Annotated in this window: 14 protein-coding genes; 12 read left to right on the forward strand and 2 right to left on the reverse strand. The window is 42.6% G+C overall.

Annotated elements, in window-relative coordinates; translation table 11 throughout:
* Nucleotides 1-20 precede the first annotated feature (20 nt).
* The 4 genes from GWK08_RS06930 to brnQ all read left to right on the forward strand — a co-directional run bounded on the left by GWK08_RS06930 (nt 21) and on the right by brnQ (nt 4,515).
* Complete coding sequence (locus GWK08_RS06930; RefSeq protein WP_163606164.1) at nt 21-1,136, forward strand: helix-turn-helix domain-containing protein; 1,116 nt, start codon at nt 21-23, stop codon at nt 1,134-1,136.
* A 387-nt stretch (nt 1,137-1,523) separates the two neighbouring features.
* Nucleotides 1,524-2,126 carry a hypothetical protein gene (locus GWK08_RS06935; RefSeq protein ID WP_163606165.1) on the forward strand — a complete coding sequence of 201 codons (603 nt, stop codon included), beginning with the start codon at nt 1,524-1,526 and terminating at the stop codon, nt 2,124-2,126.
* A gap of 22 nt (nt 2,127-2,148) precedes the next feature.
* A complete protein-coding gene (locus tag GWK08_RS06940; protein WP_163606166.1) occupies nt 2,149-2,643 on the forward strand; it encodes a hypothetical protein in 495 nt (164 codons plus the stop codon).
* A 600-nt stretch (nt 2,644-3,243) separates the two neighbouring features.
* Nucleotides 3,244-4,515 (forward strand): branched-chain amino acid transport system II carrier protein, encoded by a 1,272-nt coding sequence (gene brnQ, locus GWK08_RS06945; protein ID WP_163606313.1) that lies wholly within the window; start codon nt 3,244-3,246, stop codon nt 4,513-4,515.
* 10 nt (nt 4,516-4,525) lie between these two features.
* Here the strand turns inward: brnQ and GWK08_RS06950 are convergent, their stop codons facing one another.
* Nucleotides 4,526-5,821, reverse strand: coding sequence for an aminopeptidase P family protein (locus GWK08_RS06950; protein ID WP_163606167.1), 1,296 nt, complete (start codon nt 5,819-5,821; stop codon nt 4,526-4,528).
* Nucleotides 5,822-6,053: 232 nt separating this feature from the next.
* Between GWK08_RS06950 and GWK08_RS06955 the strand changes: the two genes are divergently transcribed.
* The 4 genes from GWK08_RS06955 (at nt 6,054) to GWK08_RS06970 (ending at nt 12,572) form a co-directional block, all read left to right on the forward strand.
* Nucleotides 6,054-8,906: a VPS10 domain-containing protein gene (locus GWK08_RS06955; RefSeq protein WP_163606168.1), complete on the forward strand. Its 2,853-nt coding sequence runs from the start codon at nt 6,054-6,056 to the stop codon at nt 8,904-8,906.
* Nucleotides 8,907-9,120: 214 nt separating this feature from the next.
* Nucleotides 9,121-9,783, forward strand: coding sequence for a succinate dehydrogenase cytochrome b subunit (locus tag GWK08_RS06960; RefSeq protein WP_163606169.1), 663 nt, complete (start codon nt 9,121-9,123; stop codon nt 9,781-9,783).
* Nucleotides 9,784-9,798: 15 nt separating this feature from the next.
* The gene (locus GWK08_RS06965; protein ID WP_163606170.1) at nt 9,799-11,814 is read left to right on the forward strand and encodes a fumarate reductase/succinate dehydrogenase flavoprotein subunit; all 2,016 of its coding nucleotides are present in this window, start codon (nt 9,799-9,801) and stop codon (nt 11,812-11,814) included.
* Nucleotides 11,815-11,825: 11 nt separating this feature from the next.
* Nucleotides 11,826-12,572, forward strand: coding sequence for a succinate dehydrogenase/fumarate reductase iron-sulfur subunit (locus GWK08_RS06970; protein WP_163606171.1), 747 nt, complete (start codon nt 11,826-11,828; stop codon nt 12,570-12,572).
* 584 nt (nt 12,573-13,156) lie between these two features.
* Here GWK08_RS06970 and GWK08_RS06975 read toward each other — a convergent pair.
* A complete protein-coding gene (locus GWK08_RS06975; RefSeq protein WP_163606172.1) occupies nt 13,157-13,714 on the reverse strand; it encodes a thioredoxin family protein in 558 nt (185 codons plus the stop codon).
* A 212-nt stretch (nt 13,715-13,926) separates the two neighbouring features.
* Between GWK08_RS06975 and GWK08_RS06980 the strand changes: the two genes are divergently transcribed.
* Genes GWK08_RS06980 through ggt form a run of 4 tightly spaced genes read left to right on the forward strand, consistent with a single transcriptional unit; the run spans nt 13,927 to nt 18,206 of the window.
* Nucleotides 13,927-14,901 carry a sensor histidine kinase gene (locus tag GWK08_RS06980; protein ID WP_163606173.1) on the forward strand — a complete coding sequence of 325 codons (975 nt, stop codon included), beginning with the start codon at nt 13,927-13,929 and terminating at the stop codon, nt 14,899-14,901.
* Complete coding sequence (locus GWK08_RS06985) at nt 14,898-15,593, forward strand: LytR/AlgR family response regulator transcription factor (protein WP_163606174.1); 696 nt, start codon at nt 14,898-14,900, stop codon at nt 15,591-15,593. Before GWK08_RS06980 ends, GWK08_RS06985 begins: the two co-directional genes overlap by 4 nt.
* Before the next feature lie 54 nt (nt 15,594-15,647).
* Nucleotides 15,648-16,544 carry a M20/M25/M40 family metallo-hydrolase gene (locus GWK08_RS06990; RefSeq protein WP_163606175.1) on the forward strand — a complete coding sequence of 299 codons (897 nt, stop codon included), beginning with the start codon at nt 15,648-15,650 and terminating at the stop codon, nt 16,542-16,544.
* 21 nt (nt 16,545-16,565) lie between these two features.
* Complete coding sequence (gene ggt / locus GWK08_RS06995; RefSeq protein WP_163606176.1) at nt 16,566-18,206, forward strand: gamma-glutamyltransferase; 1,641 nt, start codon at nt 16,566-16,568, stop codon at nt 18,204-18,206.
* Nucleotides 18,207-18,560 lie beyond the last annotated feature (354 nt).

Here is an 18,560-nt window from a genome sequence, read left to right on the forward strand (position 1 = left end):
TTTTGATTAAATTCCCTGCTATGAATTTTTTCGAATTAAGTTTTCTGTTCTTTGCGTTTCTCGGCCTCCTGCTGGCCCTCTCTTTTTTTATTAAAAAGAACGGAGACCGTCAGTCCAATACTATTCTCGGGATATACCTGCTGCTTTTTGCCTACAATATTGTATTTAATACCCTTTACTGGTCCGAGCTATTGTACCGAAAAACATATATTCATTTTTTCTACACCAATTTTTTCCCGTGGATCTCGTACGGCCCTTTATTCTATTTATATGTAAAAAGAGTGGTGTTGAAAAAGGATTTCAAAACAGTGGAACTCCTTCATTTCCTGCCTGTCTTGTTATTTGTCATTGCCAGGTGGCCACTTTTCAGCCTGGATGCAGAGCTTAAACTGGCCGCAGCCCTGGACGGAAGCTGGAGAAATTACGGTTTTATGATCCGTCATGTTTCCTGGTTCTTTATCATCCCTCAGATGTTGGTCTATGCGCTATCGGCACTTGTGATCCTCCGGAAGAACACAACACTCCTGGACAGCAACAAAAGACTGTGGTTAAAATTCTTTATAGGTTCCTTCCTCGGATACTGGTTGGCTTTTACCTCTTACTTTGTGCTTTCCTATTCGGGTCTGATCACCAAACAGAACGATTATTTTATCGGCTACCTTATCGTTTTCTTTATAGGGATGGTTGCCTACTTCGGTTTTATGCAGCCCGATGTCTTTAACGGGCTTTCCATGGAGAAGGTAATCCCCTTTATCAAATACAAGAAAACCGGACTTACCCAAAGTCACTCCCTCGAATTAAAGGATCGTCTTCTTATGATCATGGAAAAGGAAAAGCCATTCCTGGAGAATGATCTTCGCCTGGAAGACCTGGCAAAGTCGCTTAGTTTGTCGAGGCATCATATGTCTCAGGTGATCAATGAGCATTTTCAGATGTCCTTTTTCGATTATATCAATCAGCACAGGATTGAGGAAGCCAAGGAATTACTTATCAAGAACAGGGAGGATCTGAATATAAGTCAGATTGCCTATTCGGTTGGTTTTAACAACAGGGTTTCCTTTTACAAGGCCTTTAAAAAGTTTACGGGCACTACTCCATCCGACTATATTTCCGTACATTCTCACCATGCATCCTGATATGCTTTCAGCTCAGTGTTCATGCGGAAAAATGGGTAAAACTTTATCGGCATTTACTCATTTACAGCCTATGTTTAATTTCTTTATAGGTAGAAAAAAACAAAATATAAGATAGGGCATGGTGAAACTACTTCTTTAAGTAATTCACTGAACATTTCTCATCTGAAGGTTATTTGTTTAGCTATAAAAATTCCTTTACTGCGCTTTCTTTATTCTGTTTTAGCAGGCAAGGTACTGCGACTATTTCAAATCAAATCGTCTGGAAGTAGTTTCAGGCGATTTTTTTCCCGCCACTGTTAAAATGAGTTAAAATCCATAGTTCCCTACAAAAGTTAACAGCTTCCAGAAAAATTTAAACGTGATTTGAGGTAGTTCAGATTATTAAAAATGAAAACCTATACCCTCAGATTTTTGCTCTTTTTGGCCGTATTGCCGGTCGGGGCACAGGAAAATGATCAGTTTCCCGATTTATGGTTCTCCAATGAAGTTTCACAGGAACAACCGTATGGGAAATTAGATCTAAAAGCAACTCCTCAACTAGCGGATTATAACAAATTAATTGGGAGTTGCCAATGCAAAAGCGTCCGGTTGCAACCCGACGGAAAGTGGAGCGACTCCATCGCCCTTAAGTGGAGGTGGAAGTATATTATGAACGGTAATGCGGTACAGGATGAAGGCTGGTATGGAGACCGAGATAATCCCTCCTATTTTACGAGTGTTCGAGTCTATGATAAGAAAAATGAACGATGGTATGTGACCTATTTTTCTCCGGAATTGAATTTCAAACCAGATACATGGATAGGAAGGAAGGAAAATGGGAACATAGTACTCGAAGGAACTATTAAAACCACCGGAGGGGAACTTACCAGCCTTCTTACCTTTTCCGATATCAGCGATTCGGGTTTCAATTGGGAAGCCAGGATCATCAATCCCGATCTTCCGGGAGGCGGCTATAGTTTCTGGAAAATATTCTGCAAAAAATTATTCTAATCAATCTTTAAATCAATACAATATGTACAGAGCAGTTATTTTATTTTTCCTGCTGATCTCCTTTACCGGCCTGTCCCAGGAAATGAATGAAAAATCCTTTGATTTCTGGGTGGGTGAATGGGACCTCAGCTGGACCAACGCAAAGGGCACCACTATTAAAGGGAACAACAGTATCGTAAAAATACTGGACGGGAAAGTGATCCAGGAAAACTTTACAGATCCCAGCACAGGTTTTAAAGGCACCAGTATTTCTGTTTTTAATCCGCAAACCAAACAATGGCATCAGGCCTGGGCGGATTCTCAGGGAGGTTATATCGATCTTATCGGAGCCATGGATGGTGAGAAACGCATTTTTAAGACCAAGCCGGTACAACAGGGCGATAAGAAGGTTGTAAGGCGAATGGTCTTTAAGGATATTAGCGAGAACGGCTTTACCTGGGATTGGGAAAGTACCACAGATGGAGGCGAGAACTGGAAACTCCTATGGAGGATCGAATACAGTAAAAAAGCCCATTAAGTTTTACGGCAAGAGGGCTTATAAAAAAAACCGCTCTTACAGCAGTTTTTTTCCATCCGACAATCCCGCAGAGGGACCTCGGTTATACCCAAAAAAAATCATCATCCCGTATTAGGCTGCAGGATGATGATGTGTTTGAGCTAATTTCTTTTGATGTAACATCGCTAGAGTTTCATTAATTTCTTTAAGCTGAGGGGTCAAAGATGCGAGGTTACCTTTCACGTCGATCGTAACTTGTTTTCCACAACATGCACACTCATATTCTTTAATATGCGCAGTTACCTTTTTTGTTACGATGAAGCGGTGGCCGAAAATAGAGCAAAGTACTCTTCCCACCGATAGAGGCGATTTTTTGGGGCTGTCATGCATAATTCTATAGTTAAGATTTGGAAGGTTAAATTTAGTTAAATTTTTGTAACTACCAAATTTTAAGCATATTAATTATGTGAAAACAGAAAAAAACGATGTGAAAACCGTAATTTTAGTGGTTCCCTACTCCGGTTCCTACAACAAAACTAAGCCCCTGTACATGAGTCCTTTAAAAATTTCAAGCTCTTTTTATCATTTTTTCTTTTATCTTTCCAAAAGAATATCTATCAAATAATGAAGACAAAAGAAACGCTGGTAACCGGTTTTGCACTTTTCTCCATGTTCTTCGGAGCAGGGAATTTAATCCTCCCTCCCTTTCTGGGATTTAATGCCGGACCTGAATGGTTTCTCGTAGCCCTGGGCTTTTTTATTTCGGCAGTAGCCTTACCCCTTTTGGGTATTCTGGCACATGCCCGGCTTCAGGGGACGATGTTGGATTTTGCCAATAAGGTTTCTCCCGTTTTCAGTATCATCTATTGTCTTTTTGTTTACGCAATTTCTATTTCGCTTCCGGCACCAAGAACTGCTTCGGTAACTCATGAGATGGCTATTCAACCCTTTTTTGGCAGTAGCTCTCTGCTTACCAGCAGCATCTATTTTATCCTGGTGCTTGTTTTTGTACTCAACAGATCCAAGATCCTGGATATCCTGGGAAAATTCCTGACTCCTTTAATTATCGGGATCCTTCTGGCTATTATCGGGATCGGACTTTTTTCTGTTCATCCGGAGATGCGTCCGTCCGGTTTTGAGACTCCCGTGATAAGCGGGATCCTGGAAGGGTATCAGACTTTCGACGCTATTGGTGCCGTTGTGGTTGGAGGGGTAATTATCATCTCCTTAAACCTTAAAGGGCATGATTCCTTCAAGGCCAAAAAACAACTGATCTCAAGGGCAGGTGTTCTTGCAGGTCTCGGACTCTTCCTTATTTATCTCGGGCTGATCCTAAGCGGAGCAATGAGCAATGCCGAATTCGATGAAGACATCACCCGCACAGCTTTACTGTCGGGACTGAGCCTTAACACTCTTGGAAATATCGGGAATGTCTTTCTGAGTGTCCTGGTATCCCTGGCTTGTTTTACAACAGCTGTAGGGATCATTACAGGTACAGCCGATTTTATGAAAGGCCTTCTGGGTGAATCTCAGCAAGCATATCTGGCAACAGCCATCATCGGATGTATCCTCGGGGTGGTTATGGGTCAGTTTGATGTACACTATATCATAGACGTGGCTTTACCGGCCCTGATGTTTATTTATCCGATTACCATCGTCCTTATCTTTCTCAATGTCCTTCCGGAACGTTTTGCTTCCAAAGCGGTTTTCAGAGCGGTAGTGATAGTTACCTTAATTTTCAGTATCCCTGATTTCCTGTCGACGGTTGGTCTGGCAGATAAAATGCAAGCTGTAAAAGATATGATCCCTTTTGCGAACTACAGCATAGGCTGGCTCCTTCCGGTGATCCTTACTTTTGCAATTGCCAATCTACTTAGCCGGAAAAGCAAATAAAAAAACCGGCCTAGGACCGGTTCATTAAATCTTCTATTTCCTCTGCTTCTATAGGAATATTTTTCATCAGGTTAAGAGGTTCTCCTTTTTCTGTGATCACCACATCATCTTCCAGGCGGATCCCCATATTTTCATCGGGAATATAAATTCCGGGTTCTACCGTAAATACCATATTGGCGGCCATCGGTTCTTTCAGTTTTCCGTAATCGTGTGTATCCAGTCCCATATGGTGTGAAGTCCCATGCATAAAGTATTTCTTATAGGCAGGCCAGCTTGGATCTTCGTTCTGCACATCTGCCTTATCCAGTAAGCCAAGCCCGAGAAGTTCTGAGGTCATGATCTTACCTACTTCTACATGATACTCGTGCCAGATGGTTCCGGGTACCAGCAATTTGGTCGCTTCATTTTTAACGCGAAGCACTGCATCGTAAATTTCCCGCTGACGTTTGGTAAAGCGTCCGTTTACCGGAATGGTACGCGACATATCGCTCGCGTAATTTGCGTATTCGGCACCGACATCCATCAGCAGCATATCACCGTCCTGACACTGTTGATTATTTTCGATATAGTGAAGTACATTGGCATTAAAACCGGAAGCGATGATAGGTGTATAGGCAAAACCTCTGGAGCGGTTCCTGATAAACTCATGTATATATTCGGCCTCGATCTCGTATTCCCATACGCCGGGTTTTACAAATTCCAGCACACGTCTGAAACCTTTTTCGGTAATTCCGCAGGCATGTTGTATCAGGTCTATTTCCTGGGCCTCCTTAACGCCTCTAAGCCCCTGGAGGATCTGATTGCTTTTTTCCCATTTGTGGGCAGGGAACTTCTCCTTACACCATTTTATAAAACGATCTTCCCTGGTTTCGGTCTCTACTGCCTGACGGTAGTGCTCATTCGTATTGAAATATACAGTCTCTGCTTCGGTCATCAGATCGAAAAAGATCTTCTCGAAATCAGTCAGCCAGTACACGGTTTTGATCCCGCTTACTTCAAAGGCTCTTTCCTTGGATAGTTTTTCACCCTCCCATATTGCAATATGCTCGTTGGTCTCCCTGACAAAAAGTATCTCTCTGTGTTTTGGGTCGATGGCATCCGGAAAAAGAAGCAGAATACTCTCCTCCTGATCCGCCCCGCTCAGATAAAAAATATCTCTTGCCTGCTGAAAAGGCATAGTGCTGTCTGCACTTACAGGATAGATGTCATTTGAGTTAAAGATGGCAATACTGGCTGGCTTCATTTGAGCCGTGAATTTATTTCGGTTTTTAATGAATAATTCCCGATCTATTTGATGATATTTCATGCTGTAGCGTCTATTGAATTTTTCTCAAAAATAGCAACTAAAAATTCAATTGCTGTTAAACTCTTTCAAAAATTTTGACAGTTCTTTAACAATCCCTAATTTCAAAAAATCTAAACTAATCAACCTGAGAAATGAGCGGAATAAACAGGCACTTATAACGGGTGTTACCTTATTCTGTGAAACCCCTTCGGACGGTCTTTTCATCGCCCCGGGGAAACAAAAAATTTAAAAAATGAAAAAATATCTTTTGCCGGTTCTGGCAGTATCTTCATTCGCCCTTGTTCATGCTCAACCTAAAGCAAGCTCCACAGAGGATCTTCAGCAGGGACTTCAGGAAAAGAACAGGATGCATGAAACATCGCTTGTAAAGAACATTCCTTTTGAAAACATCGGGCCCACGGTAATGAGCGGGCGTATAGTTGACGTAGATGTCAATCCTGCCAACAGTACCGAATTCTATGTTGCCTATGCTTCGGGAGGGGTATGGTACACGAATAATAACGGGACCAGTTATGTGCCGGTCATGGACAATACCGAAACTCAGAATGTGGGAGATATTGCCGTAGACTGGAAAAACGGGACCATCTGGATCGGGACCGGAGAGAACAATTCTTCCAGGTCCTCCTATGCCGGGATCGGGATCCTTAAGTCTACAGACAGGGGTAAAACCTGGCAAAACGTAGGGCTTCCGGATTCTCATCATATCGGAAGGATCCTTATCAATCCGAACAATCCGGATGAGGTGGTTATTGGTGTAACCGGACACCTCTACTCTCCTAATGAAAGCAGGGGGATCTATAAAACAACCGACGGAGGAAAAACATGGCAGAAAACCCTTTTCATCAACAATGAAACGGGAATTATAGACGTGGTTGCAACCCCCGGGAATTTTAATGTAATGTATGCAGCAGCCTGGGAGAAAGACCGTAAAGCCTGGAACTTCCTGGGTAACGGAGATGATTCGGGTATTTACAAAAGTACCGATGGAGGAGATAACTGGACCCTCATCACTACCAAAGGCAGCGGATTCCCCACCGGAGAAGGTGTCGGGAGGATCGGTCTGATCGTTTTTGATGAGAATACCCTTTATGCTGTTCACGACAATCAATTCCACAGAAAATCCACCACAAAGAAGTCGACTTCGGATGCATTAACCAAGGAAGATTTTAAGAGTATGAGTACCCAAGACTTCCTCAACCTGGATAATAAAAAACTAAACAATTACCTGAAGAATAATGGTTTTCAGGAAAAGTATCGTGCAGATAATGTTAAACAAATGGTTAGGAGCGGTTCTGTAAAACCGGTAGATCTGGCCAGGTACCTGGAGAATGCCAACGCCCTTCTTTTCGATACTCCGGTTATCGGAGCCGAAGTGTACAGAAGTGATGATGCCGGAAAAAGCTGGAAAAAGACACATAAGGATTATATAGACGGCCTTTTCTTTAGCTACGGTTACTATTTTGCTCAGATTGCAGTAGATCCTAACGATAAAAACAAGATCTACCTGGCAGGGGTGCCTCTTATTAAATCGGATGACGGTGGAAAGACCTTTAGCTCCATCAGCAAGGAAAATGTACATGCCGATCATCACTCTATATGGGTGGATCCAAAAATGCCGGGGCATATTATTAACGGGAACGACGGAGGAATCAATATTACCTATGATGACGGGGAGACCTGGATAAAAAGCAACTCTACTTCGGTAGGACAGTTCTACGCAATTGCCGTGGATAATGAAAAGCCTTATAATGTTTACGGAGGTCTGCAGGACAATGGCGTATGGAAAGGCCCGAACAATGCAAGCGAGAACAGAAGATGGCACCAAAGCGGGCACTACCCGTGGGAAAGCATAATGGGCGGTGACGGAATGCAGGTTCAGGTAGATAACAGAAACTCCAATATTGTTTATACCGGTTTTCAGTTCGGGAATTATTTCAGACTGGATCTGGAAAAAGATAGCAGGGCGTATATCCAGCCTAAACACGAGTTGGGAGAAAGCCCGTATCGCTTTAACTGGCAAACCCCTATTCTTTTGTCTCCGCACAACCAGGATATCTTATATCTGGGAGGAAACAAACTGCATCGTTCCATGAATCAGGGGAGGGACTGGGATGCCATTTCCGGCGATCTGACCACCGGAGGTAAGAAAGGAAATGTGGCTTATGGTACCCTCACCACTATCTCGGAATCTCCATTCCAGTTCGGGCTTATTTACGTTGGAAGTGACGACGGCCTGGTAAATGTCAGCAAAAACGGAGGAGGCAGCTGGGAGCAGATATCCGGCAGCTTTCCGAAAGATATGTGGGTAAGCAGGGTAATTGCATCCTCTCATAAGAAAGAGCGGGTTTATGTTACGCTGAACGGATACAGATGGGACGATTTTACACCTTATGTTTACAGCAGTGACGATTACGGAAAAAGCTGGAAAAATATCAGCGCTAACCTTCCGCTCTCTTCGGTAAATGTGATCAGGGAAGATCCCGAAAATGAAAATGTGCTTTATGTAGGGACCGATAACGGGGTTTATGTTTCCTTCGATCGCGGTGGAAAATGGGAGGTGTTTACCAACGGATTGCCCAATGTAGCGGTTCACGACCTGGTAATACAGGAAGAGGCTAAAGACCTTCTGATAGGTACCCACGGAAGAAGTATCTATAAAACGAATATTGCACCTATCCAGCAGTTAACTGCAGACGACAGGAATAAAGCCGTTCATCTTTTTAATACGGATCCGATCAGGCATTCACAAAGATGGGGACGAAGTTTCGGTAGCTGGGGAACTGCTTTTGAGCCGAGTATTACTTTCAGGACCTATGTGAAAAATGCCGGAAACTATACGGCCAATATCCTGGCAAAAGACGGAACGGTGCTGCAATCTATCAGGCTAAATGCCGATAAAGGATTTAACTATATTTCCTATGATCTGACGATCTCCGAAAAGGGGAAGAAAGCTTATACCAAAAAGAACAAGAATGTTTCCATAAGCAAATCCCAAAACGGAAAATATTATCTGCCAAAAGGCAAATACCAACTGGAAATCAGTGGGAACGGCGTATCGGAAAAGGGTTCTTTTGAGTTAAAATAGCTGATTTTGAGATACAAAATTGCTGTTTTTACATACTTAAATTCCCGATTGCGGTAATTATTGGAAAAATAGAACGACTTTTACTATAACATAACTTTATTCACTTATTAAGAATGCTTATAAATACTGCACAAACGCTTCTTAAAATAGGTTCGAAATTTTGTGTTATAATAGCCTGTATATTACTTTTGTTTGACTAAAACTATAATAACTAATGAGCGGATTTTTAAAATCTTCGATCGGAAGAAAAATAGCCATGGCGCTTTCGGCTCTCTTCCTAATGATTTTCTTACTTCAACACTTTGCTATCAATATTACTTCGGTTTTTAGTGAGAGTCTTTTTAATGAGCTTTCCCATTTTATGGGTACTAATCCCGTAGTACAATTTGCATTGCAACCCATACTTATTTTCGGGGTTATCTTTCACTTTGTAATGGGCTTTGTGCTGGAGATAAAGAACAAAGGAGCGAGAAATGTAAAATATGTTAAGAACCATGGAGCGGCAAACTCAAGCTGGATGTCCAGAAATATGATCTGGAGTGGTCTAGTGATCCTTGCTTTTATCGTACTTCACTTTATAGATTTCTGGTTTCCCGAAATAAATCATAAATACATAGAATTTCTACCGGAAGATCCGAACAGATACTATCATGAAGTAGTAGAAAAATTCCACAGCCCGATTCGTGTCGGAGCGTATGTAGTGGCATTTGTTCTTCTTGCCATGCACTTGCTGCACGGTTTCAGTTCGGCATTCCAGTCGGTTGGAGCAAACAATAAGTATACGAGAGGGTTAAAAGGTTTCGGAAAAGCTTATGCTATTCTAATTCCTCTTGGCTTTATTTTTATTGCACTCTTTCACCATATTAACGGACACTAAAAACACTTTCTTAAAATGGCAACATTAGATTCAAAAACACCAGCAGGTCCATTAAAAGATAAGTGGACAAATCATAAAAACAATATAGATCTTGTAAACCCTGCCAACAAACGTCTGATAGATGTTATTGTTGTTGGTACCGGTTTGGCAGGAGGTTCTGCAGCTGCAACGCTTGCAGAGCTCGGATATAACGTAAAAGCTTTCTGCTTTCAGGATTCTCCGCGTAGGGCGCACTCTATTGCAGCTCAGGGAGGGATCAACGCAGCTAAGAACTACCAGGGAGATGGTGACTCCACTTACCGTCTTTTTTACGATACGGTAAAAGGAGGGGATTATCGCTCCAGGGAAGCAAATGTTTACCGCCTGGCGGAAGTATCGGCCAATATCATCGACCAGTGTGTGGCGCAAGGGGTTCCTTTTGCCCGTGATTACGGTGGGTTATTGGACAACAGATCTTTCGGAGGGGTATTGGTATCCCGTACCTTCTACGCCAAAGGTCAGACAGGACAGCAGTTATTGCTCGGAGCATACTCTGCAATGAACCGTCAGATCGGTAGAGGTAAGATCCAGATGTATAACCGTCACGAAATGCTGGACGTGGTTATCGTAGACGGAAAAGCAAGAGGGATCATTGCCCGTAACCTGGTAACCGGAGAGATCGAGCGTCACTCGGCGCACGCAGTGGTACTGGGTACAGGAGGATACGGAAATGTTTTCTTCCTCTCTACCAACGCTATGGGTAGTAACGTAACAGCTGCCTGGAAAGCACATAAAAGAGGAGCTTATTTTGCAAATCCGTGTTATACGCAGATCCACCCAACCTGTATTCCGGTATCGGGAGATCATCAGTCTAAGTTAACACTGATGTCGGAATCCCTGAGGAATGACGGACGTATCTGGGTACCCAAGAATATGGAAGATGTAATGGCTATTCGTGAGGGAAGATTAAAGCCAACCGAAATTGCCGAAGAAAACAGGGATTATTACCTGGAAAGAAGATATCCTGCTTTTGGTAACCTGGTGCCTCGTGATGTGGCTTCAAGGGCTGCCAAAGAGCGTTGTGATGCCGGATACGGAGTAAACGCGACCGGAGAGGCCGTTTATCTCGATTTTGCATCGGCTATCCAGCGTTACGGAAAAGAGCAGGCACATATAAAAGGATTGAATGAGGACGATGCAGCTCTTGTAAAAGAACTGGGGCAGGAAGTAGTACGTGCCAAGTACGGAAACCTTTTCCAGATGTATGAAAAGATCGTAGATCAGAACCCGTATGAAACACCTATGATGATCTATCCTGCGGTACACTATACCATGGGAGGTATCTGGGTAGATTACAATCTGATGACCACGGTTCCCGGACTATATGCTATCGGGGAAGCCAACTTCTCAGATCACGGTGCTAACCGACTTGGGGCATCGGCCTTGATGCAGGGATTAGCAGACGGGTATTTTGTACTTCCGTATACTATCGGAGATTATTTGTCTAACGATATCCGAACCGGAAAGATCTCTACGGATACGCCTGAGTTCGACGAGGCTGAAAAAGCAGTAAAAGAGAAGATCGATTTCTTTATAAATAACAACGGAACGAAATCTGTAGATTATTTCCACAAACGCCTTGGAAAAGTAATGTGGAACAAGGTGGGAATGTCAAGAAATGCTAAAGGTCTGGAAGAAGCCATGGCCGAAATAAAGCAGATCAGAGAGGAATTCTGGAAAGATGTTAGGGTTCCTGGTTCAGCAGATGAGTATAACGAAGAACTGGCAAAGGCCGGAAGGGTAGCAGACTTCCTCGAACTGGGAGAGCTGTTCGCCAAAGATGCACTTCATAGAAATGAGTCCTGTGGAGGGCATTTCAGAGAAGAATCTGTAGAGCAAGACGGAGAACAGAAAGGAGAAGCAAAACGAAACGATGCAGATTTTGCCTACGTTGCTGCCTGGGAATATAAGGGAGAGCCAGGCGATGCTGTTCTTCACAAGGAAGAGTTAGAGTTTAAGGATATCGAATTAAAACAAAGAAGTTATAAATAAAAGGAGAAACTATGAATTTAACGTTAAAAATATGGCGTCAGAAGAACGCAAGCGATAAAGGAAAAATGGTTGACTACAAGATCAACGATGTTTCTCCTGATATGTCTTTCCTTGAAATGTTAGACGTATTAAATACCGAACTTATAGAAAAAGGAGATGATCCGGTTGCCTTCGATCACGATTGTCGCGAAGGTATCTGCGGAATGTGTTCTTTATACATTAACGGAGAAGCTCACGGACCCGACAGAGGTATTACTACCTGTCAGCTCCACATGAGGAAGTTTAAGGATGGAGATACCATTTATATCGAGCCGTTCAGAGCTAAAGCTTTTCCTGTAATCAAGGATCTTGTGGTAGACAGAAGTTCTTTTGACAGGGTACAGCATGCAGGAGGGTTTATTTCGGTAAACACTTCCGGTAACACCCAGGATGCCAACGCTATTCCGATCAATAAGCACGATGCAGATGCTTCCTTTGATGCGGCTACCTGTATCGGTTGCGGAGCATGTGTTGCCAGCTGTAAAAACTCCAGTGCTATGCTTTTTGTTTCTGCCAAGGTATCTCAGTTTGCATTGTTACCACAGGGACAGGTAGAAGCCACAGACCGTGTGCTGAACATGGTAAAGCAAATGGACGAAGAAGGATTCGGAAACTGTACCAACACCGGTGCTTGTGAAGTAGAATGTCCTAAAGGGATCTCTTTAGAGAACATTGCAAGAATGAACAGAGAATTCCTGAATGCAAGCTTAAAAGGATAAAACATTTATCATATAAATAAGAACCCTGGCATTGTTGTCAGGGTTTTTTATTTGGTGCATTCAAAAGTCCCGTTTTCAGGGCATTTTTCAGGCTTGTTTAACAAGTCAAAAAAAGTGGTTTAAGCTTTCTTCCTGAGTTGTTTAACTCTTTATACTAAACTGTTTAACTTTTCATCTTGAAATGTTTAACCTTTTACTTTGAGTTGCTCAACCTTTTATCTTGAACTGTTTAACTTCTTTTCCTGAGAAAATGGTTAATTTAAAATCAACCCTTCCGTCTTTAACTTTCGTCATAAGTAAATCCGAAATCGCGAATCTAAAATCGTAAGTCATATACACCCCTCTTGTTTTCTCCCCTCAAGGGGAGAACAAAATCCTTTAAAAGGGAAGGAATTTTTAAGTGTAGTAATATTAAAATTCTCCTCCTGTCATCCTGAGCGCAGTCGAAGGAAAAGGAGGAGTGGATTCCGTGGGAACGGAAGACGAGGTGGTTCTCCACACCCCTAAAGTCCCCTCAAGGGGACAATACCAACAACCATCAACCATCAACATACTCCGAAGTGAAACGTAGGAGTAACAACTAATCACTCCCTAAAATACCGATGCTTATAATCTCCCGAAACAAGGATCTTTCTTATATCCTCTTCCAGGCTTACCACAGGGCGTTCTACGATACGGTTGACTTCCTTTCCGTCTTTGTAAAAGATAAAAGTAGGTACCTTTATGATGTTCAGGCCTTTTTCCTCCCCTCCCGGGCTCTTTTTATAGGCTCCCGGAACATGATCTACACAAATAAGCTTTAATTGCTCTTCCGGAAAGCCCATCGCATCCAGTATTTTGTAAAATCGGGGTACTTCCCGTCTGCTGTCGCCACACCAGGTGCCCAAAAAAACGGTGATCTCGTAATCCCTGATCAGGTCTTTGCTAGCTTCCACAGCTTCTTCATTTACCGGATAGCCGTTGTAATTAGCCTGGAACCAGGCTTTAAAACTGTTTGAGTTCAGGCCTTCGCGGTTTACTTCTCCCAGAAGCTTTTCCCTGCCGTAATTATCGGTAACCATACTGTTGAGTTCCTGCGCCTGAAGTAAGGACACACAAAGCACGAATTGGAATAGGAGAATAACTGTTCTGATTTTTTTCATGATGATATTTTGGTATCCAAACCTAGATGCTCACAGGCAGGATTACCAAAAAACTGTATCAACAACAGGCAAAACCATACAAGCTCTTCCGAAGGAAGTACATAGCGGTTTTTCATGAGCTTCCTGTTGTTCGTACCTTCTATATGGTATTTTGTACATCTCCTTTGAATACTTGTAACAATCTTAGTACATTTCAGCTATAAAAAACAGGAATGAAGTTTTTGAGTCATACCATATCCAGAATACTTATACATCTGCTCTTCTGGTTATTGTTTGTATTCATTTCTCTCTATGTCTTTTCCGATTATTACTGGGCCGAAAACCCTTTTTTGCAGTTCCTGTTTATCTTAATAGCCATCGTTTATCTCAATAATCGTTTTCTCCTTCCCTTTTTTATGCGGAAGAAATTGTATATCCCCTATGTACTTATCATCGGTCTTATAGCCTTTTATGCCACCCAGCTATACTGTAACTACTTTACCCAATGTGGTTGTACCGTTATGACCTGTATGTCCAACTATTTATGGCAGACCCTGGTACCCCTTATTTTCTTTTCCTTTAACTGGATGTTGTTCCGGTACCTCGAAAAACATGAGGAAGTAGAACTGGCTAAAAAGGAGAACACGGAGATGGAATTAAAACTACTGAAGTCGCAGATAGATCCTCATGTATTGTTTAACAATCTCAATACTATCTACTCCTTTTCACTTGAAAAACCCGATAAAGTTCCCGAGCTGGTACTAATGCTTTCAGACAACCTGAAGCATATGCTGTATGAAAGCAATACACAGACCGTAGCCCTTGAAAAGGAGATCGACTTTATCGATAATTATATAGCGTTTCAAAAGCTGAGGACCGAAGGAGTAAAGGAAGTTGTTTACAATAAACAGATCGGTCCGAATGCATTTAAAATTGCCCCGTTAATACTTATCAGTTGCATTGAAAATGCTTTTAAGCACAGCAGTGCGAACAGTACCATTAAAATAGATCTTTTTTTGGAAGGAAATATTTTGAATTGCACTTGCGAAAACAGCTGTGATCCAAATCCCGAAGAGACCGACAGAAATAAAATAGGGCTGGAGAACCTTAAAAAACGTTTATCTTTATTGTATAAGGACAAGCACCGTTTTGAGATCAGCAAGTCGGAAGACCTGTTCCGTACCAGCCTAAGCATCGACCTCGTATGAATTGTATAATTGTAGAAGACGAAATCCCCGCCCAGCGTATCATCAGGAACTATTGTTCCAGGATAGATGACCTTCATATTGCAGGTGTCTTTAATTCTGCATTAAAGGCCAATTCCTTTTTGAACTCCAATGATGTCGATCTTATTTTTTTAGACATCAACCTCCCCGATATTACGGGAATGGATTTTTTAAAAAGCCTCAGCAAACCACCTTTGGTGATCATGACCACGGCTTATCCGAACTATGCCGCAGAGAGTTTTGAGCTGGACACTATTATCGATTACCTGGTAAAACCCTTTTCGCTTAATCGCTTTTTAAAAGCCATCAATAAAGTAAACGATCTGAAACAGCAGAGCGCAACAGTTCCCGAAGATCCGGAAGCCGCTTCCTTTTTTCTGAGTATCGATAAGACCCATCACCGGATTTACTTTAACGACATTAAATATGTGATGTCTGAACGCAACTACTGCAGTCTGGTTACCACCAAAACCCGTTACACCTATATAGAATCGCTTAAAAAGCTGGAAGCCGAGCTGCCTTCATACCCTTTTATCAGGATTCATAAATCCTATATCGTTAACAGCAGGTATATTGATAAAATATCGGGAAATATGATCTATATCGAGGAGAATAAGATCCCCATAGGACGTACTTACCGGGCCGCTTTATTCAAACTCCTGGAACTTTCCTGAGTATCATATAATCTTTTTATCTTAGTCATTTATAAATCAAGATCTTGAAGCACTATGAAAAATAATGTCTTTGCTCTTTTTGCAACCCTTCTGATTTCATTACCCCTTTATGTTGGAGCCCAGGTTTCTTTTGATGAAGAACGTTTACTGGAGCGCTTGAAAACCCTTTCTTCGGATGCTTTTGAGGGAAGAAGAACAGGCGAAGAAGGAAATGCCAAAGCCAGAGCATACCTTATAAGCGAATTTAAAAAGCTCAATGTAAAATCTTTCGGAAGCAAATACGATCATCGTTTCAGCTTTAAGGTAGGCGATAAGGAATACAATGCCGTAAATGTACTGGCACAGTTTAAGGGAACCGAACATCCCGATAAATATATTGTGGTAAGTGCGCATTACGATCACCTGGGAATTCAGAAAGGGAAGATCTATAACGGGGCCGACGACGATGCCTCCGGAGTAGCCGCTCTTTTCAGCTTTGCGGAATACCTGACTAAAAACCCTCCGAAGCACACGGTGGTTATTGCCGCTTTTGATGCTGAGGAACTGGGTCTAAGAGGTGCAAAGTATTTTGTAGAGAAAATGAAAAACACCACCATTGTAGCTAATATTAATATGGATATGATCAGCAGGAGTCCTAAAAATGAGATCTATGTGGTGGGTACCCGCTATAATGAGAGTTTAAAAAAGATTATCGAAGGTTTTAAAAATCCCACTTCCACTAAAATACTCATAGGACATGACGGGACCGACGGCAAGCAGGACTGGACCTATGCTTCAGATCACGGGCCTTTCCATGCACAGAAGATCCCTTTCCTTTATTTCGGCGATGAAGATCATCCGGGTTATCATCACCCTTCCGATGATTTTGAAAATATAACCCCCGATTTCTATAAAAACACGGTAAAAATTATCCTTTCGGTCTTTACGGAGATCGATAAAAAAGGATTATAATCACCTTTAAAACATACAGATATGCGTATTGGTCTGAAAATTAAATGGCTGTTCCTCTTCTTAATAGCATGTTCCTGCGCCGATTCGCAGCCTCAGGCAGAGATCAAGGGAAGTGTGGCATCTGCCCATCCGCTGGCTACCAAAGCGGGGATGGAAGTCCTTGAAAAAGGCGGGAACGCCTTCGACGCCGCAATTGCAGTGGCTGCCACGCTTAATGTAGTCGAGCCCATGATGTCGGGGATAGGAGGTTATGGTACGATCATGATCTATGATGCATCTTCAGATCAGGTGCGTTTTTTAAATTCCAGCGGACGCTTTCCGGTTAAAACCAATACCGATCTGATGCGGGAACCCACACCCGATTTTATGAAGAACCGCGTGGGGCCCAAATCGATATCTACTCCGGGAAACCTAAATGCCTGGGCAGATATGCATGCAACCTATGGGAAACTGGATTGGAAAGAACTCTTCGGGTCTGCCATTACACACGCAGAGAACGGCTTTAGCATCAGTCCGGCAACCGCACGGTGGATCAATATAGCTTTTGAGGATTTCTCGCCTTATACCCGCTCTTTTTACGGAAAAGACGGAGAACCTTTACAACAGGGTGATAAGCTTGTACAAGCCGATCTGGCAAAGACCTTTAAAACGGTCGCATCAGAAGGAGTGGAACCTTTTTACAAGGGAACACTGGCCGAAGCTATTGATAAAAAAATGGAGGAGGCAGGAAGTTTTCTCTCGCTGGAAGACCTGCAAAACAATAAGGCTGAGTGGTGGAAACCTCTAAAGTTCGATTACAAAGGATATGAGGTCTATACCGCTTCCCTACCGGCAAATTCCTTTCCCGCATTTCTCAATCTCGGGATCATGGCACAGTTCTCTGATGAGAAGCTTGAACACAATTCTCCGGAGTATCTCCACTTGTTTGCCGAGATGACCAAAGAGTCCTATAAGGCACGTCTCGCCTATTCCTTCGATCCGGAGGTAAAGATCGCTCCGATAGACAGTCTTTTATCCGAACCGGCACTAAAAGCGGCCGCTGCGGCTATAAACCGGGAAAAGGCCACAGAATTTGTTCCGCCCTTTTCGGGAGACAGTCGTAATACCACACATTTTGTGGTAGTGGATAAATGGGGAAATACGGTGAGTGCCACCCAAACCCTGGGGAATTTATTCGGGAGCAGGATCATGGTAGAAGGTACAGGAGTATGGCTAAACAACTCTATGGCCTATTCCACCTTTGAACCTAAAGGGAATCCAATGGATGCATTTCCCGGAAGGCATAAACTATCGGGAGACTGTCCCATTATCATTATGAAAGACGGTAAGTTATGGGCTGCATTGGGTACACCCGGCGGACATACGATCACACAAAATGTTCCTCAGATCATCTTTAACCTCATCGATTTCGATATGTCGATGCAACAAGCTATAGACGCCCCTAAAATTGCTTTTGTGGAACCGGACAGGATCGTTGCCGATCCCGATCTGAATGACGACCTGATCAATTCCCTTCGGGAAAAAGGGCATAATGTGGCTAAACGAACCATCGGTAACGCCAACGGTATAAAACTCATCAGAAACGAAAAAGGCGAAATTATCGGTTACGAAGCCGGAATGGATAAACGCGGTGAAGGCCGTGCCTCCGTAGTGGATCATTAGTTAGTCCCGATAGCTATCGGGATGAGTACTTAGTATTGAGTACAGAGAGGTTTACGAATTACGATTTTGGATTGACGATTATTGGAATGTTGAGTTTTAAATGTTGAATGCTAAATTTTTTTCAAGTCACCATTCCTTCGACTTGCGCCTCCGCTATAGCTTCAGCGGCACGCGGGCGCTCAGGATGACAGGAGAATAATCATTAATCAACTACGCTAACAACTAACAACCACCAAAAAGTAGTGAGTACTTAGTATTGAGTACAGAGAGGTTTACGAATTACGATCTTGGATTGACGATTATTAGAATATTGAGTTTTAAATCAACCCTTTCGTCTTTAAGTGTGGCATTAAT

Origin of the sequence: Leptobacterium flavescens (assembly GCF_010671605.1) — a bacterium.
Classification (GTDB): Bacteria; Bacteroidota; Bacteroidia; order Flavobacteriales; family Flavobacteriaceae; genus Leptobacterium; species Leptobacterium flavescens.